Source organism: Novosphingobium sp. 9U (assembly GCF_902506425.1).
Classification (GTDB): Bacteria; Pseudomonadota; Alphaproteobacteria; order Sphingomonadales; family Sphingomonadaceae; genus Novosphingobium.
Window position 1 is genome coordinate 1 of sequence record NZ_LR732540.1, and the last position, 22,438, is coordinate 22,438.

A 22,438-nucleotide genomic window follows, 5' to 3' on the forward strand; every position below is an offset into this window, starting at 1 on the left:
GCTCGATCGGGCTAGACCTCGATTTCCTCGTCAGCCTGGGAGAGGGCCGCACGGCCGAACTGGACCTCGCGCGCCTCGAAGACCTGATGCGGCGCTTCGATCGGGGCGACTTCGATCTCGTCGCCGTGGGCCGCGCGATGATCGCCGAGCCCGATTGGCCCAAGCTCGTGCAGGCAGGTGCGCTCGACCGATTGAAGCCGTTCGCGACAAGCCTGATGGCCGATCCGCTTATGGCGCATGTGAAGTAAGGCGGGCAGGGTGGCGGCATGAAGCTATCCGTCCTGTTCCTCCTTGCCCTGCCCACGGCCACTTGGGCGGCGGCCCCTGCCGACGATGCGACGCAGCGGTCACTCGACGCCTGCCTCGCCGCGCCTGGCGGAGCCTCTACTGCGGGACAGACCCAGTGCGAGGTGACGGCCCAGCAAAGCTACGACCGGCGGATGAACCGCGCCTACACGCAGCTCATGCGCAAGCTTCCGCCCGCCGCCGCGGCACGGCTGCGCGCCGCCCAACGGGCCTGGATTGCTTTCCGCGACGCGGATGAAGCCGCGCGATCGGCGCTGTATGAGACACGGCAGGGAACGATGTACGTGCCGATGCAGGCCGCAGCGAGTGCGCGCATCGTCTGCGACCGGGCGCTGGAGCTCGAAGGCCTGCTGCAGGTGATGACCATCGACGACTAGGAGGCCCGAACGCCGGCGGCTGTCATCGACGTTGCGTTGCAATGGCTTGCCGCACCCGGCATGGTGATGCCCTGAGAGTTTGGGGGGAACTGCAATGCGCATGGTACTGGCTGGCTGCATGGCCGCGTTGGTCGCCGCTCCGCTCGCTGCGCAGGAGGCGCCGACGCAGGAAGTCTTTGGGCAAACCAACGCGCAGGGCGACGTATCGGTCACCATCTACAACAACGATGTCGCGCTGGTTCAGGACGTGCGGACGCTCTCGCTCGGAAGTGGGCGCGTAAGCCAGAGCTTCCCGGACGTGAGCGCGCAGATCCGGCCCGAGACGGTATCGCTGGCCCTCGCCGATGCGGCCATTGTCGAGCAGAACTTCGACTTCGATCTGCTGACCCCGTCGAGCCTGATGGAGAAGGCAGTGGGCCAGACGATCACACTGGTGCGCACCAACCCGGCAACCGGTGCCGAGACTCGCGACGCGGCGAAAGTGCTGGCGGTGAACGGCGGCGTCGTGGTCGAAATCAACGGCCATGTCGAAGTGCTGCGCGACGATGGTCTGCCGGTGCGCGCCGTGTTCGACAGAGTACCTCCCGCCTTGCGCGCGCGCCCGACGCTGTCTGTGACGCTTGCCAGCACCCGCTCGGGCACCCGGCCCGCGGCGCTCTCGTATCTTACCGGCGGGCTGGGCTGGACCGCCGACTATGTCGCCTTGTTCGACGAGAAGAGCGGCAAGGTCGACGTGCAGGGCTGGGTCACGCTCAGCAACACCAGCGGTACCACCTTCCGCAGCGCCAAGACGCTGCTGGTCGCAGGCGATGTCGGCAGCACCGATGGCGACGACAACACGCGCTACCAGCCCCGCCCGCCCCGCGCCACCCGATACCAGCCTGGCACCGAGACGGCCGGGCGCGAGCAGCTGGGCGACTACTACCTCTATCCCCTGGCTGAACGGACCACCATCGCCGACAAGCAGACCAAGCAGGTCAGCTTCCTGGATGCCAAGGGCGTGGCGGCCAGCTCCGGCTATCGCTTCGAGAACACCTGGCTGGCACAGGCCGACCAGCTGCGCAGCGCACAAAGCGTGCTGCGTTTCGCCAATTCGGGCGCGGCGGGCCTGGGCGATGCACTGCCGGCGGGGACGGTGCGGGTCTACATGCGCGACGCGCGTGGCCAGCCGCAGTTCACCGGCGAGAACCGCATCGACCATACGCCACAAGGCTCCACCATCTCGCTGCCGACCGGCGATGCCTTCGACGTCAAGGTGCAGCCAGTGGTCGTCGCCCGCACGCGCCTGCCTAACGACCGCTGGCGCACCCAGATGCGCTACCGCCTGACCAATGCTCGCTCGCGCCCGGTCACCGTCGAACTGGTGCAGAGCGGTCTCGACTGGGTCGACACGCGGATCACCGAGGAGAGCCGCAAGAGCGAGCGGCGCGATGCCGGATCGACCGTGTGGCAAGTGCCGGTACCGGCCAATGCCGAGGCGGTGGTGACCGCCACGTTCGACACGCGCTACTGATGCGATTGCGGTTCTGCCCGGCCGTGCTGCTGGGCATGATCCTGGCCGCCGCGCCTGCATCGGGCCAGTCGGCGGAAGAGGGGCAGGTCGTCACCTCCAGCGGTCCTGACCGTCTCGCCCTGACGATCTACCGCGCGCCATACGGGCGCGGTGCGCTCCAGCTGTCGTACCTGAACGGCTTCGCGATGATCACCGAGACGCGCAAGGTACGGGTACCGCGCGGCCGCGCGACGCTGCGCTTCGAAGGCGTGGCCGAGGGCATCGTACCGGTCAGCGCCGTGATCGCCGGCCTGCCAGGCGGCACCATCGAGAAGAACCGCGACACGCGCCTGCTGTCCCCGGCATCGCTGGTGGACGGCACGCTGGGGCACCTGGTCACCATCGCGCGCACCGACAAGGCGACCGGGCGCACCGTTCGAGAGGATGCGACCGTGGTCGCCGGGCCGAGCGCCGCCACCCGCGGCGGGGTGGTGCTGCGCACGCCCACCGGGGTCGAGGCACTGCGATGTTCGGGCTTGCCGGAGAAGCTGGAGTTCGCACGCATCCCGGCGGGGCTGTCCAGCCAACCCGTGCTCAGCGTGGTGACCGACAGCCCTTCGGCACGGTCGGTCACGGTCAAGTTGACGTACCTGGCCAGCGGCTTCGATTGGCGCGCCAGCTACGTGGCGACGCTCGCGCGGGATGGCCAGTCGCTGGACCTGTTCGCATGGCTCACGGTCGGCAATCGCAATGCCCAGGCCTTCCCCGATGCCGACGTCAGTGCCGTGGCCGGGCGGATCAACCGGGTCTACACGCCGCAGGTGAACGCAAGGATCGCGGCCCTGCGGCTCGTCTGCTACCCGCAAGGTACCACGACGTCCGATTTGCGCATGCCGGAGGCGAGCGAGATCATCGTCACCGCCCGGCGTCGCAGCGAAGGCATAACGCCGCCAGCCTTGGTGATGGCGATGCCGGCTCCGCCACCGCCTCCACCACCTCCGCCTCCGCCGCCTGAGAACTTGGGCGACCTGAAGCTCTACCATGTGCCCCAGCATGTTTCGGTGCGCGCCAATGGCCAGAAGCAGATGGCGCTGCTCTCCAGCTCGGGCGTCAGGTACGAGCGGCGTTACCGGCTCACTGTCCGGCCCAATGCCTGGTTCCAGAATGCGCCGGCCTCGCCGGTGCTGGTTCTGACCAACACGCGCGAGGCGGGGCTCGGTATCGCGCTGCCTGCCGGGACAACGGCACTCTACGCCGCGAAATCTGACGGGGAGCGGCAACTCGTCGGCCTAGGCTCACTGACCGACCGCGCCGAAGGCGAAGTGTTCCGCCTTTCCGCGGGGAGCAGCTCGCAAGTGCTCGTCGATCACGCCCTGTCGGTGTCGCCGGCGCACGAAGGCGTGATCCGCGTGACCAACAGCAACGGTTTTGCGACGAAGATCGAAGTGCCGATCGGCGGGGGCGGCCAGAAGATCAAGGCACGCGGCGCTGACCTGCCGATCGTGGACGGCGTGCCGACCTGGTACGCGACAGTGCCGGCCGGCGGGACTGCGGAACTGCGCTACGGCTTCGACTGAGCCACGTCGGGGATCTCGATCAGGAACGCCGCGCCGGGTATGTTGGCGATTCGGCATGCGTCCTGCGCGTTCAGCGAGACATGCGCCACCCCGCCACCTTCCTCGTGCGCGACGATCACTTGGCCGCGATCCACCATGAGATGCCGGGGCGAGCTGCCGCCCGTATGGCTCCACTCGCGCAGGTGCAGCTGTTCGCCGTCGATGGCGAACCGCACGAGGCTGTCGTGGCCGCGGTTGGTGACCAGCACCGTCCCATCGCGATCGAGCGCCAAGTGGCCGCCCAGGTTGTCTCGAACGCCGTCATGCGGGCAGGTGGGCACGGCACCGACGCAGGCAAAGTCCGGACCTTCGCGCCGGAGCAGTAGCAACTGCGCGCTCAGCTCGCACACCAGTAAGTCATGCTCGGCATCCGGGTGCAACAGCAGATGACGCGGACCGGCGCCGGACGGGGCGGAAAACGCAGGCGCGGAGGCCACGATACGGCCGCGCTCCAGCTCGTGCCGGAACACGCGGTCGAGGCCGAGGTCGACATGGTACAGCACGTCATCCCCGTCGAACACGGCGCAATGAGCGTGCGGGCCCTCCTGGCGCTCGGGAACGGGGCCATGGCCTGACGGCCGATAACTTGAAAGCAGCTGGCGCGGTGCGCCGCTTTCTGGGTCGAGCGCAAAGGTGGTCAGCGTGCCATCGCCATAGTTCGCGCAGGCCAGAGTATGGCCATCGGGCGAAAGGCTGAGGAAGCATGGCAGTGCTCCGCCGCTCGGCAGGCTGGCGACGTGCTCCCAGGCGCCATCGAAGCGCCACGTCGCGATGCGCCCTTCCTCCTTCTCCTCGACCATGTAGGCGAGGCGGTGGCGATCGGACCACACGACGTACGATGCATCTTCGATGGCCCGCTCGCAGCCGGTCAACATCAGTCGGCCGCCATCGCGCTCGAGGCGGTAGAACCCTTCGCCGCCCTTCTCGCGGTACGATCCGACCCAGTTCGCCAAGGCGCGGTCAGCCCGTCTTCTGCTGGATCGGCTCGATCCGCAGCATGGGGATGTCGCAGCGGGTGGAGCGGGTCAGCACGAACTCGATGGCTTCCGCGATTTCTTCCGCGAACAGCATCTCGCCATGGGCGATTGCCTCGCGCTGTTCCTCGTCGGTGCACTCCTGCATGTCGCTGCCGACCGAACCGGGCTCGATCACGGTCACCCGCACGCCTTTGTCGCCCACCTCCTTGCGCAAGGTGAGCGCGAAGTGGTTGATGCCGCCCTTGGTCGCGGCATAGACGCTTTCGCCCGGCGCCATGATCTCCGGACTGATCGAACTCACCAGGACGATCAGGCCGGAACCTTGCGCGATCATGCGCTTGAGCGCGCCGCGCGCGCAGGCCAGGTAGCCGACGAGGTTGGTGTCGATGACATAGCGCCAATCCTCGTCGCTCATCTCGTGGAGCGGCTGGGCGCCGAGGGCCGCGCAGGCGATCAGCACGTCGATGCCGCCCAGGCGCTCATCGACCGCTTCGAAGATCCGCTCGATGTCCTCCGGCTTGCTGGAGTCGGCGGTCATGCCGCACTCGTCCGGCAGTCCGGCAAGTTCCAGCACCTGTGCGAGCGGTTCGGGTTCGCGCCCGAAGGTGAGCAGCTTGGCTTCCTGCTTGGCCAGCGCGAGAAACGTGGCTCTACCTATGCCGGTCGTCCCGCCGGTTAAAAGGATCCGTTTGCCAGCGATGGCCTCGTGAGGCGTCTTTTCCTGTGTCATGCACGATCAAGCGCACGCCGGTGCTGCAAGTTTCGCGAATGCAGGCGGGTCGGCGCTTTTCAGAAACCTTCGGACGCAGTTGCTTCTCGTACCTTAATCTAAGTCAAACAGGCAGTTATTTGCGTGAGAGGGCGTGGCAACTGATCGCAGCGGAACGCGTTCAGCCAGCACATTCGTCAACATGGCCGGAGGTACATGCCGCAATGCCCCAAGCCAGCACCATCGAAGCGATCTCTCCAGAGACGGCGCATGCCAGCAAGGTGCTCACCGACACGTCACCACCGCTCGCAAGCGCACGGCAGGGCGGACTGGATCTGGAGGCTCGCCTCGATCGAGATACCGTATGGCTGATTATGCGGCGCAACGGCGATGGCGGTCTGGCGCTGCGCATGCCGGTGTTCAGCGACGATGCCAAGCCGAGGGTCCTGAAAGTGGCCGGTGCGCTGCTGGCGTTGGAATGCAAAGGCACCCTTGGCACTGCGCACCTCGTGGTCACCGGCGAGCCGTTCGGGCTCGACCAGCTCCGCGCCACACTGCAGTTCAAGCCGGCTCAGGATCTCGCAATCGATTGGGTGCCGCGGGATCTCGTGCCGTTCAACGCTCGCGGCGAAGCCCAGGCGACCACCGGCAACATCGAGGCGCACCAGCGCAAGATGAACACTGGACTGCTGTACTTCACCTTGCAAGAGCCGGCTTTCGGCAAAGTGCTCTATCTGCAGAACCTGACTGCGTTAAACGATTACTTCAACGCCACCGGCAGCAATCCCGGTGAGGCGGTCACCGGTCGCTGGCCAGACCTGGGCTACCAGTTGCCGCGCAATCCCGAGACCGAGCGTGCCGTGCTGCCCAAGGGCCAGGACCTCACGCTCTACGACACGATCCTGTCGGTCCGCGGCTACCCGCAGACGGGCGAGACGGACTCGGCCTGGCAGTTCCTCGACATGCTGGGCGCGGTGTACCACTCGCTGAACCCACCCGAGCCGGGCTACCACGATTGGGTCAACCGGGCGCAACGCACCGTCGCCGACCTGGAGAGCGCGCCCGACACGCGCATCCGGCACTATGGCCACACGTATTTCCATCCCTACACCGCCAGCGAGTACCCGGACTCGATGGTGCAGCTGTCCATCGCCTCGGCCCTGCTCGACTGGGGGCAGTGGAACAAGGAAGAGCACCCGCTCGTCCGCGAGATCGTGGCAGGGCTGGGTAAGTTCTACGATCCCAAGCTCAAGACCTTGCGCCGCTACCTCCCCAACGTCGGCGAGGACAAGAACGCCAACGCAGTCGACAGCTGGTATCTCTACCACCCCATGCTCAACCTCTCGAACCTGGCGCTGGCGGGCAATGAGAAGGCGCGCGAGCTGTTCCTGGACAGCATCGAGTTCGGCATCAAGGCGGCGCATCACTTCGAATACAAGTGGCCGATCATGTACGACGTCACCGACTTCAGCGTCATCACCGATGTCGCTGAAGCGGACGACCGCGGGCAGACGGATGTGGGCGGCATCTACGCCTGGGTCATGCTCCAGGCGTTCGAGCTGACACACGAACGGCGCTTCCTGGACGAGGCGGAGAACGCCATCGCGGCAGCGCAAGGCATGCGCTTCGACCTCAACTATCAGGCGAACTTGACAGCTTGGGGTGCCGCGGCCTGTATCAGGCTGTGGCGGATCACCGACCGCGACGAGCATCTGCACCAGAGCTACGTCTATCTCGCCAGCTTCTTCCACAATTGCCAGATCTGGAAAAGCGACATCGGCCTGTCGCGCCACTGGACCAACTTCCTGGGCGTCACCTGCCTGCAGGACGCGCCCTACATGGCGGCCTACGAGTGCTTCGACAGCTTCGCTGCGTTCGAGCGCTACCTGGATTATGTCGGGGCCGACATCATCCCGGGCGTCAAGCTGCTGGTGAACGAGTTCTGCCGCTATGCGCTGGATCGGGCCTGGTTCTTCTACCCTGACGCGCTGCCTGAGGAGGCGCTCGCCACCGAGAACCGCAACGGCCATATCGATCCCAAATTGAATTTCCCGGTGGAGGATCTCTACCCCGACGGTCAGAAAAACGGCCAGGTCGGACAGGAGATCTACGGGGCGGGCGCGGCGCTGATCTATGCCACGCGCGCGTTTCACCGCCTCGACGACGCGCCGTTCCTGCTGTTCTGCGACAGCTTCGTGCGCGCCATGCATCGGTTGGACAGTCACACGCTGAACTTGCGGGTCGACGGGCATGAGACAACGCCGGTGCGCCTGGCGCTGCTACCGCTCGACGGCAAGGGCAAGACGCTGCAGCTCAAGCTCTGGACGGCCAACCGCGAAGAGCTCGAGATCACGCAAGTGGACGGGCGCTACGAAACCTGGGCGCCCTCCAACAATTCGCTGCTGCTGAGCTGGAAGGACGAAGCCCGATGAAAGCCGCGCTCAAGACGCAGGAAGGCACGTTCGAGGTCCGCGAGGTCGATCAGCCGGAACTGCCCGGACCCGACTGGGTGCTGGTACGCGTCCGTATCGCCGGGATTTGCGGCACCGACTTGCGGCACTGGCGCAAGCACGAGGCGGACTTGGCCGGCCACATCATGGGCCACGAACTCGCCGGCGACGTCGTGGCTGTCGGGGATGCGGTGAGCAACGTCGCCGTAGGTGATCGTGTCGTGGCGGAGACGGTGCTCGGCTGCGGCCATTGTGAATACTGCCGCGCACGCCAGTACAACATCTGCCCGGATCTCTACGCCACGCGGCGCCGCACCGTCTCGCGCGCCTATGGCCAGTTCCTGGTCGCGCCGGCGAGCCACATCTACCGCTTGCCTCAGCACATCAGCTTCGAGGAGGCCGCGCTGGTGGACACCTTCTCGGTCTGTCTGCATGCGCAGCACCTTTCCGGCTTGACCATCAACGATCGGGTCGCGGTGATCGGCGCCGGGCCGATCGGGCTAGGGCAACTGATGCTGGCCAAGGCCAGCGGGGCCGACATGTTGATCGTCGACCGCGTCGCGAGCTCGCTGGCGGTCGCACAAGACCTCGGCGCCGATCTGACGGTGAACCCTGAAGAGGACGATCCGGTCGCCGCGATCAAGGCGTTCACCGGCGGTCGAGGCGCGGACATCGTGTTCGAGTGCGCGGGCGGGACATCCATGCCTCAGACGCTACCGCTCGCCACGCAAATGGTCCGGCGCGGCGGCAAGGTGGTGATCATCGGCGGCTTCGATGCCGGCGTCACCGAGATCGGGCTGGAGTGGCAGCGCATCCAGATGAGCGAGATCCAGCTCATCCCTACCGCCAGCTTCGCCTGGCACAGGCTGAACAAGGAACAGGGCGAGGTGGTCGAGCTGATCGGCAAGGGCAAGCTCGACGCCAAGCGCCTGATCACCCACCGCTTTCCGCTCGACCGCATCAACGAGGCGTTCGCGTGCGGCGAAGGCAAGGCGCAGACCGGCGCCGTCTTCATCGCGATCGAGATGTAACCATTTGCGAGGATGAGAAGCCGTTTCGATCGGCATGACCCTCCGATCACATCATACAATCATACAGACATTGACAGCCAGACCGCTCCATCTATCCTGAGCCTTGTGCATCGGCACGGCAAGAAGGGTGGTGCAGCGTGGGGTCGTCTGGTTTTCGCTCTTGGGCGATCGTCGTCATCAGCCTGCTGGGCATTTCCACGGGGCCTGCCGCGTTCGGCCTTTCGTCGATCGGGATCGCGTCCGAACAGCTGGCGCGCGAGTTCGGGTGGAGCCGCACCGCTATCAGCGCGGCCGTATCGGTGATGATGCTGTGCACCGCGGCCTGCATGCCGATCGCCGGCAAGCTGATCGACACGTATGGCGCGCGCCGGGTCTTGATCCCATCGGTGGTGATCCTGGCGGCGTGCACCGGCCTGCTCGGCTTCGTGCACAGCTACTGGCAGTTCATCGCGCTCTACGCCGGCATGGGCACGATCGCGGTTGGCACCAACAGCACCGCCTACATGCGCGTGATCACCAGCTGGTTCGATCATCGTCGTGGCCTGGCGATCGGCATCGCCGGCAGCGGCACCGGTCTTGGCTTTGCCTACGTGCCGTTGCTGAGCCAGGCGCTGCTCGATCACGGTGGCTGGCGCATGGTCTACTTCGGTCTGGCCGGCGTGCTGTTGCTGGTGACCTTGCCGCTGGTGCTCATCGGCATCCGCGAGGCGGCCGCGCACGACGCCCCGCATGACCAACCCGATGTGCAGCAGGGGCAGAGCGGCGACAGCATGGGCGCAGCCATGCGCAAGCCTGACTTCTGGGTACTCGGCTCGATCTTCGTGGTGCTTGCCTTCGTGCTCTACGGCCTGATCCCGCATCTGGTGCCGATGCTGCAGGACCGCGGCGTCTCCGCTGCCGACGCGGCGGGCATCGCCTCGCTGTTCGGCATGGCCGCGTTCGCCGGTCGCTTGCTGATCGGGTTCATGGTCGACCAGTACGACGCGCGGCGTATCGCCATCCTGTTCTTCTCGCTCTCCGCGCTCGGCCTGGCGCTGCTCGCGCTGCCGCTGCCGGTCTGAGCCTTCCTGCCGGCCGCATTGCTGCTCGGCGGAAGCTTGGGCGCGGAAGTTGACATGCTCGCGTATCTCACCAGCCGCTACTTCGGCCTGCGCTGCTTTGCGCAGATCTTCTCGACGTTGTTCGCGGCAGTAATGATCGCGATGGGGCTGGGTCCGCTCGCGTTCGGCGCGGTGTTCGATGCGACCGGCTCGTACATCGCGGTGCTGGCGATTGGTGCGCCGATCTGCCTGGTGGCGTCGGGGCTGGTCCTGCTGCTCAGCCCTTATGGCCAGCGCGCGCGCGGCGGTCAGGTGTCGCTGACCTGAGCTGCGTTTAGCGCGCAGAAATAAGGGGAGCGCTCCGCGTGGAGCGCTCCCCTTTCTCTTTGCGGTCCAGCTGTCTTCAGGCGGCCTTCGCATCCTCGATTTGAACCCGGAAGCCCGAGCGGACCTGCGGATAGTAATCCCAGATCGCCAGGTGCTGGGTGCAGCGGTTGTCCCAGAACGCTACCGAGTGCGGCTCCCACTTGAAGCGGCACTGGAAACAGGCGTTCTCGACATGGCGGTAGAGGAAGTCGAGCACCGCTTCGCTCTCGGCCGGGGGGACTTCGTTGATGTGGCTGGTGAAGCCCTTGTTGACGAACAGCACCTTGCGGCCCGTCACCGGATGCTCGCGGATCACGGAGTGGGTGGAGATCGGGTACGATCCGGTCGGGTCGAAACGGCCGAATGCCAATCGCCCGTCGTGCACCGCCGTCAGGCCTTCGAGGTAGTCCTTCATCCGGTCCGACAGCGCGTCATAGGCCGCGTACATGCTGGAGAACGCGGTGTCGCCGCCTTCGGTCGGCAACGTATGCAGATAGAGGATGCTGCCCATCGGCGGCTTGGGCGCACAGGTCATGTCCGAATGCCATTCTTCCCCTGCAACGTGCTTCGACGTCTCGTCGGCGTGGAGCTTGCGCACTTCGGGGTGATCCGGGAGCCCCTTCAGCGCATGCGCCTGCAGGTTGCCGAAGTGTAGGCCCAGGCGCTTCAACGACACCGGATCGAGCGGCTGGTTTCGGAAGAAGATTACCTGGTGGTCAGCGATCGCCTGGTGCAGGTCGGTCACCTGCTCGGCCGAGAGCGGCTGGGTAAGGTCGACGCCGGAGATGATCGCGCCGATGCGCGGGGTCAGCTTCTCGGCCGTAATCGTTGCGTAGGACATGCAGGCTCCATCTAGGGTCGGCGCGGCAGCTTGGATCGCAGCATACCGCATTGCACGTATGATTGTATGACGATAATCTCAAGAACGCGCAAGTGGCGCGGGGCTCCTGTCGAGGTGAGGTTATGAGGAAACATACAGCGCGCAAGTGGATGGTGACAGGGGTCGGACTGGCGGCGCTGATCGCCGGGCCGGCCCTTGCGCAGGACCGCGTGATCCATGCCGGACATCTGTTCGATGGGAACAAGCGGGTGATGCAGGGAGCGAGCTCGATCGTGATCAAGGACGATCGCATCGTTGCGGTTCAGCCTGGCTTCGTGACGCCCGCGGGCGCCGAGGTGATCGACCTCAGCGACGAGACCGTCCTGCCGGGGCTGATCGATGCGCACACGCACGTGACCTCGCTGCCACGCACCGGCAACGCGATTGCCAAGACTATGACGTACTCGCCGCTCGACACCGCGCTGGCTGCGACGGTCAACACGCATGCGATCCTGCTCTCCGGCGTGACCACGGTGCGTGACCTCGGCGGGCTTTATGGTGCCGACATCGCGCTGAAAGCAGCGATCGAGCGCGGGTCGGTCGTGGGGCCGCGCATGTGGGTCGCCGGCGAGGCGATCGGGCCGACGGGCGGTCATAACGACTGGAGCCATGGCCTCGCCTCCGATGTCAGCCGGCCCGAGTTCGGCGAAGGTCTGGCCGATGGACCAGACGCGGTCACCGCGCTTGCCCGGCGCGAGCACAAGCTGGGCGCCAACGTGATCAAGATCATGCCGTCGGGGGGCGTCGTCAGCAGTGGCGACGATCCCAAGGCCAAGCTGATGTCCGACGCAGAGATCAAGGCGGCCGCCGATACCGCGCACGCGCTGGGGCTGAAGCTGGCGGCGCACGGGCACGGCAAGGCGGCGATCGATGCCGCCGTGCGGCTGGGCGCGGATTCGATCGAGCACGGGACCTACGCCGATGCCGAGAGCTGGGCGCTGATGAAGGCGCACGGCACCTACTTCGTTCCCACGCTGCTCACCACGCAGAAGCTCTACGACACCGCGCAGTCGCGTCCCGATGCGCTGACTCCTTCGACGCGCGCCAAGGTGCTGGCGATGGGCACGGGCAGCCAGAAGCTGACCAATGCCTACAAGGCCGGGGTCAAGATCGCCATGGGCAGCGACACCGGCGCGGGCGAGAACGTCAAGGAAGCGGCGCTGATGGTCAAGGCAGGCATGGCGCCGATGGACGTGCTGGTGGCGGCGACTGCGAACGGCGCCGACGTGATCGGCTCGGACGAGATCGGCAAGATCGCAGCCGGGCGTTATGCCGACATCGTTGCCACCAAGGGCGATCCGCTGGCGGACATGGCGGCAGTGGAGCGGATCGACTTCGTGATGAAGGGCGGCGTGGTCTACAAGCGAGGCGGCGTCGAGCAGCCGGCGTTGCTGGTGAATCCGTAAGCTAAACCCCCCTCCTCTTCAGAGGAGGGGCGGGGGGTGGTGGCGGAGCAAGCCAAGGCGCTGTTCCGCGCACCACCCCGCTGCGACTAGGGCCTGCTACGTAGACCCTAGTCTCGCTGCCCCTCCTCTGAAGAGGAGGGGAGCTCAGGCCTATCCGCCCCGCGCCAGATCCAGCGCCACGTCGACGATCATGTCCTCCTGCCCGCCCACCATGCGCCGCCGTCCCAGCTCCACCAGGATTGCGCGGGTATCCAGGCCATGATCCGCCGCCGCCTTCTCCGCGTGACGCAGGAAGCTGGAGTAGACGCCGGCGTAGCCCAGGCTCAGCGTCTCGCGGTCGACGCGCACGGGGCGGTCCTGCAGCGGACGGACCAGCGTCTCGGCGGCGTCCATCAGCTTGAACAGGTCGCAACCGTGCTGCCAGCCCTTGCGGTCGGCCGCGGCGACGAAGACCTCGAGCGGCGCATTGCCCGCGCCCGCGCCCATGCCGGCAAGGCTCGCGTCGATGCGGATCGCACCAGCCTGCACGCCGACCATCGAGTTGGCGACGCCGAGCGACAGGTTGTGATGCGCATGGATGCCGCGCTGCGTCTCGGGCTTGAGCGTGCGATCGTAGGCCTCGCAGCGCGCACGATAGCCGTCCATGTCGAGCGCGCCGCCGCTGTCGGTGACGTAGACGCAGTGCGCGCCGTAGCTCTCCATCAGGACCGCCTGCTGCGCCAGCGCATCGGGCTCGATCATGTGGCTCATCATCAGGAACCCCGAGACATCCATGCCAAGGTCACGCGCGGCCATGATGTGCTGGCGCGCAATATCGGCCTCGGTGCAATGCGTCGCGACACGGACCGAACGCACGCCCAGCGCATAGGCGTGCTTCAGCTCATCGATCGTGCCGATGCCGGGGATCAGGAGAGTGGTCAGCACACTGTGCTCCAGCACGTCCGCGACCGCCTCCAGCCACTCCCAATCGGTATGCGCGCCAAAGCCGTAGTTGAAGCTGGAGCCGTTGAGGCCGTCGCCGTGCGCCACCTCGATGGCGTCGACCTTCGCCTCGTCTAGCGCGCGGGCAATCGCCTGGACATGGTCGGTGCCGTACTGGTGCCGGATCGCGTGCATGCCGTCTCGCAGCGTCACGTCCTGGATGTAGAGCTTGGTCTGGGTGGGATCGAACACCATCACACCGCCTCCCTGGCGAGCCGGCGCGCCGCGATCTTCTCCGCCGTCGCGAGCGCGGCCGAGGTCATGATGTCGAGGTTGCCGGCGTAAGCGGGCAGGTAGTGCGCCGCGCCTTCGACCTCCAGGAACACGGTGGTCTTGATGCCCTCGAACGTGCCGAGCCCGGGAATGCGCACCGGATTGTTAGCGCCGAACCGCTCGAACTGCACCTTCTGCTTGAGGCGATAGCCGGGCACGTAGGCGGAGACTTGGGCCACCATCGCCTCCACCGCGGCCTCGATCGCCGCCTCGTCCGCGCCCGAGCTGAGCGTGAACACCGTGTCGCGCATCAGCATCGGCGGCTCGGCGGGGTTGAGCACGATGATCGCCTTGCCCCGTGCGGCGCCGCCGACTTGCTCGATGGCGCGGCTGGTTGTCTCGGTGAACTCGTCGATATTGGCGCGCGTGCCCGGCCCGGCGCTCTTCGAGGCGATGGAGGCGACGATCTCGGCATAGTGCACTTGCGCGACCGAGGCCACGGCCGACACGATCGGGATCGTCGCCTGGCCGCCGCACGTCACCATGTTGACGTTGCTTGCGCCCAGATGCGCGTCGCCGTTGACGACCGGGATCACGTAGGGGCCGATCGCCGCTGGCGTGAGGTCGATCATGACCTTGCCGGCCTCGGTCACCGCCGCGCTGTGCCGCGCATGTGCTCCGGCCGAAGTGGCGTCGAACACCATGCCGATCTCGGGCCAGACCGGCAGCTGGAGCAATCCTTCAAGGCCTTGCGCCGTCGTCGCCAGCCCCATGCGTTCGGCACGCGCCAAGCCGTCGGAGGCAGGATCGATGCCGACCATCGCCGCCATTTCCAGCACGTCGGAGTGCCGCATGATCTTGATCATCAGGTCGGTACCGATGTTTCCGGAACCGATGATCGCCGCCTTGATGTTGCCTGCCACGCGCACCCCTCGGTCGTTGCATTGTCTCAGATGGAGCGTAAAAGATGTATGATCGTCATACAAGGAGTTTTGGGCAGTTGAGCACGTCCGCTACCATCGGCATGATCGGCTTTGGTGCGATCGGCATGGAGATCGCGAGCGCCCTCGATCGCCTTGGCGAGAGCGAGCGGCTGGTCGCGACACTTGTGCGCGAAGGGCGCGCCGCGCCGCGTGCGGTCCATACGGCACACGACTTGCTGGGGGCGCAGCCCGGCGTGGTGATCGAATGCGCCGGGCATCAGGCGGTGCGCGACTATGTGCCGGCGTTGCTGGCCGACGGAGTGGACTGCATCGTGTCCTCGATCGGCGTGCTGGCGGACCCGGACATGGCCGCGATCCTGGCCGCTGCCGAGCAGGCCGGAGGCGGACGCCTGTTGCTTCCAGCTGGCGCGATCGCGGGCCTCGATGGTCTTGTCGCGGCTGCGCTCGCCGGCATCAGCCAGGTGACCTACACTTCGTACAAGCCGCCGCATGCATGGCGGGGCACGCTGGCAGAGCAGGCGATCGATCTCGATGCACCGGCAAGCGAGCAGGTGTTCTTCGAAGGCACCGCGCGCGAAGCGGCCGCCGCTTATCCCAAGAACGCCAACGTCTCGGTGGCCGTGGGCCTCGCCGGCATCGGCATCGACGCGACCCGAGTGCGGCTGGTGTCCTCACGCGAGGTGAGCGATCCGGTAGGCGTGATCGAGGCGGAAGGCGCATTCGGGCGGTTCCGCTTCGACATTCTGGCGCTGGCCTCTCCCAGCAATCCAAAGACCTCGGCGCTGACTGGTTACAGCCTGCTGCAATGCGCGCGGCTTGGCGGCGCATGGCCGGTATTCGCAATGGCGTGTGCAGGACGGCAAGCGTAATACGGTACGACATCGTACTTGAAGCTGCCACGGTCCCACTGCTACGCGAACGGTGAGAAGGAGAGGTCAAGTTGAACGTTGAAGATCTTCGCATCGTGGCTAATCCCACGCTGGTTCGTGAGCATGCGCTAGAGAAGATGCGCACCGCCATCGCCACCGGTCTCTACAAGCCTGGAACGCGGCTAGTAGAGCGGGAACTGTGCGATGCGCTGGGCGTCAGCCGTACTTCAGTGCGCGAGGCGATGCGCCAGCTGCAGTCCGAGGGCCTGATCGAGACCGGCGCACGCCGATCCATCATCGTCTCGGTGCTGAGTGCCGAAGACGCGTTCGACATCTATACGCTGCGCGAGATGACCGAGACCATCGCGATCCGCCGCCTGGTCGAACATGACGACGCCAAGGTGCTCAAGCGGCTACAGTCCGCCTACAAGGCGATCGTGAAGTATGCCGGAAAGGGCGATCTGCCGGCGCTCTCGGAAATGGCCGGGACCTTCTACGAAGAGATCCTGGACGGTTCGCGCAGCAAGGTCGTGCAGGAGACGGGCCGGCAATTGCTGAAGCGCGTCAGCTACTTGCGCCTGGTCTCGATGGGACAGCCCAAACGCGTCGAAGCCGGGCTCGAGGAGTGGGAAGCGATCGTCGATGCCGTGGCGGCGGGCAATGCGGATCGCGCCGCCGAGACGCTGGGTGAGCACATCCGCAATTCACGCGATGCGATCGTCGCCAGCTTGCGCAAGCAGGAGCTGCAAACCGCCGGAGCTTAGCTTGTATGATTTTATGATTGTCATACAAACTAAGCTCGTTAGTCTGGGTGCATGACGACGACGCGAGCGGCTGCTTTACAACGTGTGATGATCATCGGCGCCGGGCCGGTGGGATCGATCCTGGCCCTGGCGCTGCGGCAGCAGGGCGTGCCCGTGCTGCTGATCGACCAGCTCGCCGCGCCGGAGCGCGACTGCCGCGCCGCCTCTTGCCATCCGCCCACGATCGCGATCCTGGACCGGCTCGGGCTGCTGGACGATGGGCTGGAGCAGGGGCTGGTTTCGCCCGTGTTCCACTACCTCGACCGGGTCACGGGCGAGCAGGTCGGCCGCTTTGCGTTGCCCGAGATGCAGTCGCCCCCCGAGCATGCCTACGTGCTCCAGTGGGAGCAGTACAAGATCGCCGACACGGTCGCGGAACGGCTTGCGGCGGACCCAGAGGCTCAGATCCTGCGCGAGACCACGCTGCTGGGTCTCGAGCAGCAGGCCGACCGCGTGATCGCCACCGTGCGGCGCGGCGATGGATCGACCGAGCAGCTGGACGCGCCCTACGTGGTCGGTTGCGACGGCGGGCGCAGCACCGTGCGCAAGCTGTCTGGCATCGACTTCGAGGGCTTTACCTGGCCCGAGCGGTTCATCAAGATCGATACCCGCCACGACTTCACCACGCTCGGCCCCAAGATCAGCAACCGCAACTACTTCTCCGATCCGGACGAGTGGATGAACCTGTTCAAGGCGCGGGGCGAGGACGGGTCGGGCATGTGGCGCGCAGTCAGCCCGACGCTACCTGAGCAGGCGGACGAGGACCTGCTCTCGCCCGCGGCTATCGAGGCGCGGCTGCAGAAGTTCTGCCCCAAGCCCGGCACCTACGAGATCGTCACCGTGGCGCTCTACAACGTGCACCAGCGGATCGCCGCGACCTTCAACGAGGGGCGGGTGCTGCTGGCGGGAGACGCTGCGCACGTCAACAATCCGGTCGGCGGCATGGGCATGAACGGCGGCATCCACGACGCGATGAACCTGGCAGAGAAGCTGTCGATGATCCTGCACCACGGCGCCGAGGCCGAGCCACTGCTCGACCGCTACAGCCGTCAGCGGCGCAAGGCGCAGGTCGACGGCGTGCAGGCGCAGAGCATCGCCAACAAGCAGACCTTGGGCGAGAAGGACCCGGCCATCCGCGCGGCCAAGCTGGCCGAGATCGCGCATGCGTCGGCCACGCAGGACTTGCACGACGCCTTCATCCGGCGCGCCTGCATGATCGACAGCTACGCCGCCGCCGAAGCCACTCTCTGACCGGAGCCCTCGCCATGCAGACCGCCCGCCACGCCCGCCCCGCCGAGATCGCCGACTGGTCGCTCGAGCAGATCATGGACCGCTACGTCGCCCGCTTTGCGGATCGGGTGCCGGACTGGAACGCGTTCTCCGACGCCAGCATCGAAGGCTATCACCGCGCACAGCACCGCTTCATCGGCGCGGGTGCCTCGGGCAAGCACGACGATGGCAGCGTGGTGCCCGCGGGCAACTTCACGCTTTCGATCATGCTGGTGCCGCCTGGGCAAGGCAACGCCGCCCACACGCATGAGGTGGAGGAGGTGTTCTTCATCCTCCAGGGCCGCTGCACGGTGTTCGTCGAGGACGAGGCGGGCACCCGGCTTTCGAAGGAGCTGGGCCCGTGGGAGCTAATCTCGTGCCCGCCCGGCGTGATCCATGGCTATCAGAACGATACCGATGAGCCGTGTTACTTGCAGGTGGTTCTGGGGCGCGGCAAGCCGGAGGTCGCGGGATTTGCCGACCAGGCGCTGTTCGAGAAGCGTGAGGCGCATCTCTGAGGTGGGGGCGTCCCTGTCACACCCGTACTCCGTCAGTCCCGCGAAGCCGAATCCATCGCCTGGATCATTGGTTCGTCGCGCGCTGCTGCCCAAGCTGAGCGCGCCGCATAAGTTCGCCTCACTTCACCGTCAGCCTGTTCGAGAGCGCCAGGGATAGATCCGCCCTCGTGGGGTCGACGAAGGTAGGTTAGGTGTGCGCGCTCTCCGCCCGCATCCCTGTGTCGACCGAACGGAGAGGGAAGAGGTCAGCCTGCGACCTTTAGCTCCACGCCCGCCATGCCTGTCGCCCAGGTCGGCATCGCCTCGTAGAACACCGCTTCGCCGCCAGCGCCACCGGCCGCTGCTGCAGCGACGATCCAGGCGTTGATCTCCAGCCCACCATTGCCGGCGACCTCAAGGATTTCGGCATTGTCGCGCGCTGCCATGGCCGACAGGTCACCGGCCAGCACTTCGGCGAGGAAGGCCTGGTCCCAAGGCTCGTTGATCGTGCCTTCGCCCGGCATGCCGACCCAGTGCGACAGTCCGCCTGCGCCGAGCACGACCACCCTCTGCTCGCCCGGCAGTTGGTTCACATAAGCGCGCAGGACTTCACCCAGTTCGCGGCACTGTGCCGGGCTGGGCTCGGGATAGAACACGGTGTTCACGTAGAGCGGCACTGCCGGAATGCTGCGCGCGGGATCGACGATCCCGAGTGGGATCATCACGCCATGGTCGGGCTGGATGTCCTCGGCGGCCGAGATCTCGACACCCTGCGCGTCTGCGAAAGTCAGCAGCCCCGTGGCAAACTCAGGCGCGCCGGGGACGGGATCGCGCGGCAGGCCCATGTCGCCGAGCGGGTGAAAGGTCTCCGCCGTGCCAACCGCGAAGGGCGCCGGCGCCCCCAGGCTAAAGTTGTTGAGGTGATCGCTGGACACCACCACCAGCACGTCGGGCTCCAGCGCCCGGATGCGCCGGCCGATCTCGCGCATGCCCTGGAACACGCGCTCGGACTGCTCGTCGACCCCCTCAGGGCTACCGAGCTGGTGCGACATCGCGAAGGCGCCAACGATCTGGCCCATGTTATCTCCGGTCGAAGAAGTGGCTGATGGCGAAGAACGGCATGGTCGGCCGCCCCGACCAGATCAGCCACTTGATGACGTAGTTGCCGTGCACGCCCAGCTGCGAGATCTCGTCGCGGCTGCCTGTCAGGAGCACCGTGCGCTCATCCTCCGGCACTTGAAACCTGTCGAACAGCGCATCCGGTTCCGACTTCACCAGGGCCCGGTCTTCGGGATGGCGTACCAGATGCTCGATCAAGGCGTGGACGGCGACGCTCATGCCGCCGGCTTGCCGAGGAAGCGCAGCACTGCGCCGCAGAAGTCCTCGGTCTGCTCGATCATCGCCCAGTGGCCGCAATGGGGGACGATGTAGCCCCAGCTGTTGGGCAGCAGCTCCAGGAAGCGATAGGCGCGCGGCAGGATCGAGACGCCGTCCTGCTTGCCGTTCACCACCAGCACCGGCTGGGTGATCGTGGTCAGGCGTTCCTCGTCGTAGTTCAGCGTGCCCTTGCGTGTCTCGGCGTTCACTGCCTCCAGCGCCGCCTTGGCTGCCTCGTCCTCGAGCAGTTGGTAGCGGTACTCCACCATCTCGCCCTGAGGCTCGTAGCCGGGCGCGGTGAGGCCGACGATGACGCGGCGCATGCCCTCGCGCGTGAAGTCGTAGTGCAGGGTCGCCGCCAGGTTGGGCGAGGGCTTGGGTGGGATCGGCAGACCGGCGCTGCCCATCAGCACCAAAGCCGAGAGCAGCTCTGGCCGGTCCAACGCCACGCCGATCGCGGTCGCACCACCCATCGAGTTGCCGACGATCGCCACGCCGGTGAGGCCCATAGCGTCGAGGAAGTCGGCCATGTGGCGGTTGCGGCCGGGCTGGTCGTAGACGTAGCTTTCCGGTGATGGCTTGTCGGTCTTGCCGAAGCCGATCATGTCGGGCGCGATCACCCGAAAATGGGGCGCGAAATGCGCGAAGCAGTCCTTCCAGTTGCCCCAGCTGTCCGCGCCAGCGCCGCCGCCGTGCACCAGCACCAGCGGCGGACCTTCGCCCGCCTCCAGGTAGTGGGTGCGCACGCCATTCGCGTCGACGAAGTTCGAAGTGATCTCCATGCCCGTGCTCCTCAGCGCAGATCGATCTTCTGCTGGATGCCGCGACCATGGCGGCTGGCGAGGCGGCGCCAGGCGAGGATCGTCTCGTCCGGCTCGCACAGCATCTCGTCCACCCAGCCGTAGTCGTCGGCGTAGAACGGCTCGGTCACTTCGCGCGCCCAGATGTCGTCGCCGTTGAAGCCGTCGAGCGCGTGAGGCTTCCACGTCGCTTCGAACTCGTTGGCGAAGTTCACCTCGTCCGCGGGCGTCGGGCAGTGCTTGCCGATCGTCTGCACGTAGAGGTGGCGGTCGGCATCGAGCGGCACGTACCACTCGAATTGCGTCAGCCCGCCGGTCGGAAAGCTGTCCACCTTGAGTACGCCGGGCAGCCAGATCGAGGTCCCAACCGAAGCCGAAGTCCCCTGCACCTGTGCCGAGCGCGGTCCGCTGACCACGATCTCGCCATCGATCACGCCGTCCCAGACGGGCTTGTGCTGCGCGAAGTCGTCCATCACGCCCTTGGGGCCGTCCTCCTCCTCGATCAGCTGCACTGCGCCAGGCAGCGGCGTGTGGCCGATCGGAAAGTTGAAGGTGCGGAAGTGGCGGAGCGTCGTGTCCTTGTGGATGAAGATGTGCAGCGCGTCGAAGCCGTTCTCCGCGCCCAGGCGCCAGTTTGAGTTCACGACGCGGTGCTTGCCCAGGATCATGACGTCATCGTCGAGGAAGCCGGGCGGCACGTCCTTGGCAAGGTCGTGCAGCTCGTCCGCGTCGCCCAGGAACACGAAGATCAGGCCCTTCGCCTCGGTGGCCGGGTAGGTGACGATCTTGCGGCGGTTGATCAGCTTGCTCTCCGGCACCGCCAGGATGTTGACCAGCTCACCGGTCTGAAACCGGTAGGTGTAGCCGTGGTACCAGCAGGTGATCGTGTCCTTGGTGTAGCAGTCGGGCTTCTTCGACAGCGGCACGCCGCGATGCAGGCAGCGGTCGCGCATGGCGTAGACCTTGCCCTCGATCCGCTTGAGCAGCAGCCGCTCGCCCAGCAGCTCGATGACTTCCAGCTGGCCCTCGCCCAGCTCCTTGGAAAAGCGCACCGGGTACCAGTGATTGCGGAAGCCCAGCTTGGCTTCGACATAGCCCTTCCAATCGCCGACCATGCTGACGACTTCGGGATTGACCAGCGGCTCTTCGTTCATCGTAGTGTCCTCGGAAGGTAGGATTTTCAGCGGAAGGAGGTGGCGACAGTGCCAAGACCCTCGATGGTGGCGTGCACCGCGTCGCCGGGAGAGACGGGGCGCATCGGGCCCAGCGCTCCGGTCAGGATGACCTCGCCCGCGCACAATGGATGGCCGAGTGCGTGGCTGGTGCGCGCCAGCCAGGCCGCGGCATTGAGCGGGCTGCCCAGGCAATCGCGGCCATGGCCTTGCGAAACGGTCTCCCCGTTGATCGTCATGGTCATCGCGCAGTTCGCCAGGTCCAGTCCATCGAGGCGCCGCGCCGGTCCGCCCAACACGACCAGTCCAGCCGAGGCATTGTCCGCCACGGTGTCGAGAATGCCGATCTTCCAATCGGCGATGCGGCTGGCGACCACTTCGAGCGAGGGCACCGCGTAAGCGGTCGCGGCGATCACGTCGGCCACCGTGGCGTTCGCCATATCGAGGTCGGCACCCAGGATCAGCGCGACTTCGGCCTCGATCCGCGGCTGGCGCAAGTCGGCATGATCGAGCACCGCATTGTCGCCGAAGACCATGTCGTCGGTGAGATGGCCGAAGTCCGGCTGGTCGACGCCGAGCTGGCGCTGCACTGCGGGCGAGGTCAGCCCGATCTTGCGACCCACTACGCGGCGACCTGCCGCAAGCCGTCCCCCGATCTGCAGCAACTGCACTTCATAGGCCTGCGCGATATCCGCCAGGCCTTCCGCAACAGGCGCGATCGGCTGGCCTTGGTATGCCTCGGCAAGGCGCCGGGCGATATTCGCAGACGATTGTGAAGCAACAGATTCGTTCACGCTCTTCCCCTGTATTCGATATGATCGTATGACAAACATTCACCCTGCTTGTCGAGGAGGAAGTTCACG

Annotated in this window: 22 protein-coding genes and 1 pseudogene; 13 read left to right on the top strand and 10 right to left on the bottom strand. The window is 66.2% G+C overall.

The window, feature by feature from the left end; all coding sequences use genetic code 11:
* The 4 genes and pseudogenes from GV044_RS21985 to GV044_RS21470 all read left to right on the top strand — a co-directional run.
* Positions 1–248 (top strand): annotated as a pseudogene (locus GV044_RS21985) (12-oxophytodienoate reductase); the annotation flags it as partial.
* Positions 249–266: 18 nt separating this feature from the next.
* Positions 267–683: a lysozyme inhibitor LprI family protein gene (locus GV044_RS21460; protein ID WP_159874504.1), complete on the top strand. Its 417-nt coding sequence runs from the start codon at positions 267–269 to the stop codon at positions 681–683.
* A 94-nt stretch (positions 684–777) separates the two neighbouring features.
* Positions 778–2,196 carry a DUF4139 domain-containing protein gene (locus GV044_RS21465; protein ID WP_159874505.1) on the top strand — a complete coding sequence of 473 codons (1,419 nt, stop codon included), beginning with the start codon at positions 778–780 and terminating at the stop codon, positions 2,194–2,196.
* Complete coding sequence (locus GV044_RS21470; protein WP_159874506.1) at positions 2,196–3,752, top strand: DUF4139 domain-containing protein; 1,557 nt, start codon at positions 2,196–2,198, stop codon at positions 3,750–3,752. The genes GV044_RS21465 and GV044_RS21470 overlap by 1 nt, the downstream gene beginning before the upstream one ends.
* Here the strand turns inward: GV044_RS21470 and GV044_RS21475 are convergent.
* Positions 3,737–4,744 carry a beta-propeller fold lactonase family protein gene (locus tag GV044_RS21475; protein WP_159874507.1) on the bottom strand — a complete coding sequence of 336 codons (1,008 nt, stop codon included), beginning with the start codon at positions 4,742–4,744 and terminating at the stop codon, positions 3,737–3,739. The two genes, GV044_RS21470 and GV044_RS21475, sit on opposite strands and share 16 nt — an antisense overlap.
* Positions 4,745–4,751: 7 nt before the next feature.
* Complete coding sequence (locus tag GV044_RS21480) at positions 4,752–5,498, bottom strand: SDR family oxidoreductase (RefSeq protein WP_159874508.1); 747 nt, start codon at positions 5,496–5,498, stop codon at positions 4,752–4,754.
* A 203-nt stretch (positions 5,499–5,701) separates the two neighbouring features.
* Here GV044_RS21480 and GV044_RS21485 point away from each other — a divergent pair, with 203 nt between their 5' ends.
* The 4 genes from GV044_RS21485 (at position 5,702) to GV044_RS21990 (ending at position 10,325) form a co-directional block, all read left to right on the top strand.
* The gene (locus GV044_RS21485; protein ID WP_159874509.1) at positions 5,702–7,909 is read left to right on the top strand and encodes a hypothetical protein; all 2,208 of its coding nucleotides are present in this window, start codon (positions 5,702–5,704) and stop codon (positions 7,907–7,909) included.
* Positions 7,906–8,958: a zinc-binding dehydrogenase gene (locus GV044_RS21490; protein ID WP_159874510.1), complete on the top strand. Its 1,053-nt coding sequence runs from the start codon at positions 7,906–7,908 to the stop codon at positions 8,956–8,958. The genes GV044_RS21485 and GV044_RS21490 overlap by 4 nt, the downstream gene beginning before the upstream one ends.
* A 137-nt stretch (positions 8,959–9,095) precedes the next feature.
* A complete protein-coding gene (locus tag GV044_RS21495) occupies positions 9,096–10,019 on the top strand; it encodes an MFS transporter (protein WP_201299203.1) in 924 nt (307 codons plus the stop codon).
* Between the two features lie 54 nt (positions 10,020–10,073).
* Positions 10,074–10,325: a hypothetical protein gene (locus tag GV044_RS21990; protein ID WP_201299204.1), complete on the top strand. Its 252-nt coding sequence runs from the start codon at positions 10,074–10,076 to the stop codon at positions 10,323–10,325.
* 76 nt (positions 10,326–10,401) lie between these two features.
* Here the strand turns inward: GV044_RS21990 and GV044_RS21500 are convergent, their stop codons facing one another.
* Entirely contained in the window at positions 10,402–11,205 is an 804-nt protein-coding gene (locus GV044_RS21500) for a TauD/TfdA family dioxygenase (protein ID WP_159874511.1), read from the bottom strand.
* Positions 11,206–11,327: 122 nt separating this feature from the next.
* Between GV044_RS21500 and GV044_RS21505 the strand changes: the two genes are divergently transcribed.
* Positions 11,328–12,650: an amidohydrolase family protein gene (locus tag GV044_RS21505; protein ID WP_236555169.1), complete on the top strand. Its 1,323-nt coding sequence runs from the start codon at positions 11,328–11,330 to the stop codon at positions 12,648–12,650.
* Positions 12,651–12,800: 150 nt separating this feature from the next.
* Here the strand turns inward: GV044_RS21505 and dmpG are convergent, their stop codons facing one another.
* A complete protein-coding gene (gene dmpG / locus GV044_RS21510; protein ID WP_159874512.1) occupies positions 12,801–13,826 on the bottom strand; it encodes a 4-hydroxy-2-oxovalerate aldolase in 1,026 nt (341 codons plus the stop codon).
* Entirely contained in the window at positions 13,826–14,767 is a 942-nt protein-coding gene (locus GV044_RS21515; RefSeq protein WP_201299205.1) for an acetaldehyde dehydrogenase (acetylating), read from the bottom strand. The genes dmpG and GV044_RS21515 overlap by 1 nt, the downstream gene beginning before the upstream one ends.
* A 77-nt stretch (positions 14,768–14,844) precedes the next feature.
* On the opposite strand from GV044_RS21515, the gene GV044_RS21520 reads away from it, so the two are divergent.
* The 4 genes from GV044_RS21520 (at position 14,845) to GV044_RS21535 (ending at position 18,247) form a co-directional block, all read left to right on the top strand.
* Entirely contained in the window at positions 14,845–15,657 is an 813-nt protein-coding gene (locus tag GV044_RS21520) for an aspartate dehydrogenase (protein ID WP_159874513.1), read from the top strand.
* A 71-nt stretch (positions 15,658–15,728) separates the two neighbouring features.
* Entirely contained in the window at positions 15,729–16,421 is a 693-nt protein-coding gene (locus tag GV044_RS21525; RefSeq protein ID WP_159874514.1) for a GntR family transcriptional regulator, read from the top strand.
* Between the two features lie 87 nt (positions 16,422–16,508).
* A complete protein-coding gene (locus tag GV044_RS21530; RefSeq protein WP_236555170.1) occupies positions 16,509–17,711 on the top strand; it encodes an NAD(P)/FAD-dependent oxidoreductase in 1,203 nt (400 codons plus the stop codon).
* Between the two features lie 14 nt (positions 17,712–17,725).
* Complete coding sequence (locus GV044_RS21535) at positions 17,726–18,247, top strand: cupin domain-containing protein (RefSeq protein WP_159874516.1); 522 nt, start codon at positions 17,726–17,728, stop codon at positions 18,245–18,247.
* A 245-nt stretch (positions 18,248–18,492) separates the two neighbouring features.
* Here the strand turns inward: GV044_RS21535 and GV044_RS21540 are convergent, their stop codons facing one another.
* From GV044_RS21540 to GV044_RS21560, 5 genes are read right to left on the bottom strand one after another with little or no spacing between them, the layout of a single operon-like run.
* Positions 18,493–19,305, bottom strand: coding sequence for a protocatechuate 3,4-dioxygenase (locus tag GV044_RS21540; protein ID WP_159874517.1), 813 nt, complete (start codon positions 19,303–19,305; stop codon positions 18,493–18,495).
* A 1-nt stretch (position 19,306) separates the two neighbouring features.
* On the bottom strand, positions 19,307–19,564 hold the full coding sequence (locus GV044_RS21545) for a hypothetical protein (RefSeq protein WP_159874518.1): 258 nt from the start codon (positions 19,562–19,564) through the stop codon (positions 19,307–19,309).
* Entirely contained in the window at positions 19,561–20,385 is an 825-nt protein-coding gene (locus GV044_RS21550) for an alpha/beta fold hydrolase (RefSeq protein ID WP_159874519.1), read from the bottom strand. The genes GV044_RS21545 and GV044_RS21550 overlap by 4 nt, the downstream gene beginning before the upstream one ends.
* Positions 20,386–20,396: 11 nt before the next feature.
* Positions 20,397–21,557, bottom strand: coding sequence for a Rieske 2Fe-2S domain-containing protein (locus GV044_RS21555; protein ID WP_159874520.1), 1,161 nt, complete (start codon positions 21,555–21,557; stop codon positions 20,397–20,399).
* 26 nt (positions 21,558–21,583) lie between these two features.
* Positions 21,584–22,369: a 2-keto-4-pentenoate hydratase gene (locus tag GV044_RS21560; RefSeq protein WP_236555171.1), complete on the bottom strand. Its 786-nt coding sequence runs from the start codon at positions 22,367–22,369 to the stop codon at positions 21,584–21,586.
* Positions 22,370–22,438 lie beyond the last annotated feature (69 nt).

Bases quoted from the DNA above. Each gene is read 5' to 3' on its own strand.
- GV044_RS21460 (WP_159874504.1), top strand. From the start codon at position 267: ATGAAGCTATCCGTCCTGTTCCTCCTTGCCCTGCCCACGGCCACTTGG.
- GV044_RS21465 (WP_159874505.1), top strand. From the start codon at position 778: ATGCGCATGGTACTGGCTGGCTGCATGGCCGCGTTGGTCGCCGCTCCG.
- GV044_RS21470 (WP_159874506.1), top strand. From the start codon at position 2,196: ATGCGATTGCGGTTCTGCCCGGCCGTGCTGCTGGGCATGATCCTGGCC.
- GV044_RS21480 (WP_159874508.1), bottom strand. From the start codon at position 5,498: ATGACACAGGAAAAGACGCCTCACGAGGCCATCGCTGGCAAACGGATC.
- GV044_RS21485 (WP_159874509.1), top strand. From the start codon at position 5,702: ATGCCCCAAGCCAGCACCATCGAAGCGATCTCTCCAGAGACGGCGCAT.
- GV044_RS21490 (WP_159874510.1), top strand. From the start codon at position 7,906: ATGAAAGCCGCGCTCAAGACGCAGGAAGGCACGTTCGAGGTCCGCGAG.
- GV044_RS21990 (WP_201299204.1), top strand. From the start codon at position 10,074: ATGCTCGCGTATCTCACCAGCCGCTACTTCGGCCTGCGCTGCTTTGCG.
- GV044_RS21500 (WP_159874511.1), bottom strand. From the start codon at position 11,205: ATGTCCTACGCAACGATTACGGCCGAGAAGCTGACCCCGCGCATCGGC.
- GV044_RS21505 (WP_236555169.1), top strand. From the start codon at position 11,328: ATGAGGAAACATACAGCGCGCAAGTGGATGGTGACAGGGGTCGGACTG.
- dmpG (WP_159874512.1), bottom strand. From the start codon at position 13,826: ATGGTGTTCGATCCCACCCAGACCAAGCTCTACATCCAGGACGTGACG.
- GV044_RS21530 (WP_236555170.1), top strand. From the start codon at position 16,509: ATGATCATCGGCGCCGGGCCGGTGGGATCGATCCTGGCCCTGGCGCTG.
- GV044_RS21535 (WP_159874516.1), top strand. From the start codon at position 17,726: ATGCAGACCGCCCGCCACGCCCGCCCCGCCGAGATCGCCGACTGGTCG.
- GV044_RS21540 (WP_159874517.1), bottom strand. From the start codon at position 19,305: ATGGGCCAGATCGTTGGCGCCTTCGCGATGTCGCACCAGCTCGGTAGC.
- GV044_RS21545 (WP_159874518.1), bottom strand. From the start codon at position 19,564: ATGAGCGTCGCCGTCCACGCCTTGATCGAGCATCTGGTACGCCATCCC.
- GV044_RS21550 (WP_159874519.1), bottom strand. From the start codon at position 20,385: ATGGAGATCACTTCGAACTTCGTCGACGCGAATGGCGTGCGCACCCAC.
- GV044_RS21555 (WP_159874520.1), bottom strand. From the start codon at position 21,557: ATGAACGAAGAGCCGCTGGTCAATCCCGAAGTCGTCAGCATGGTCGGC.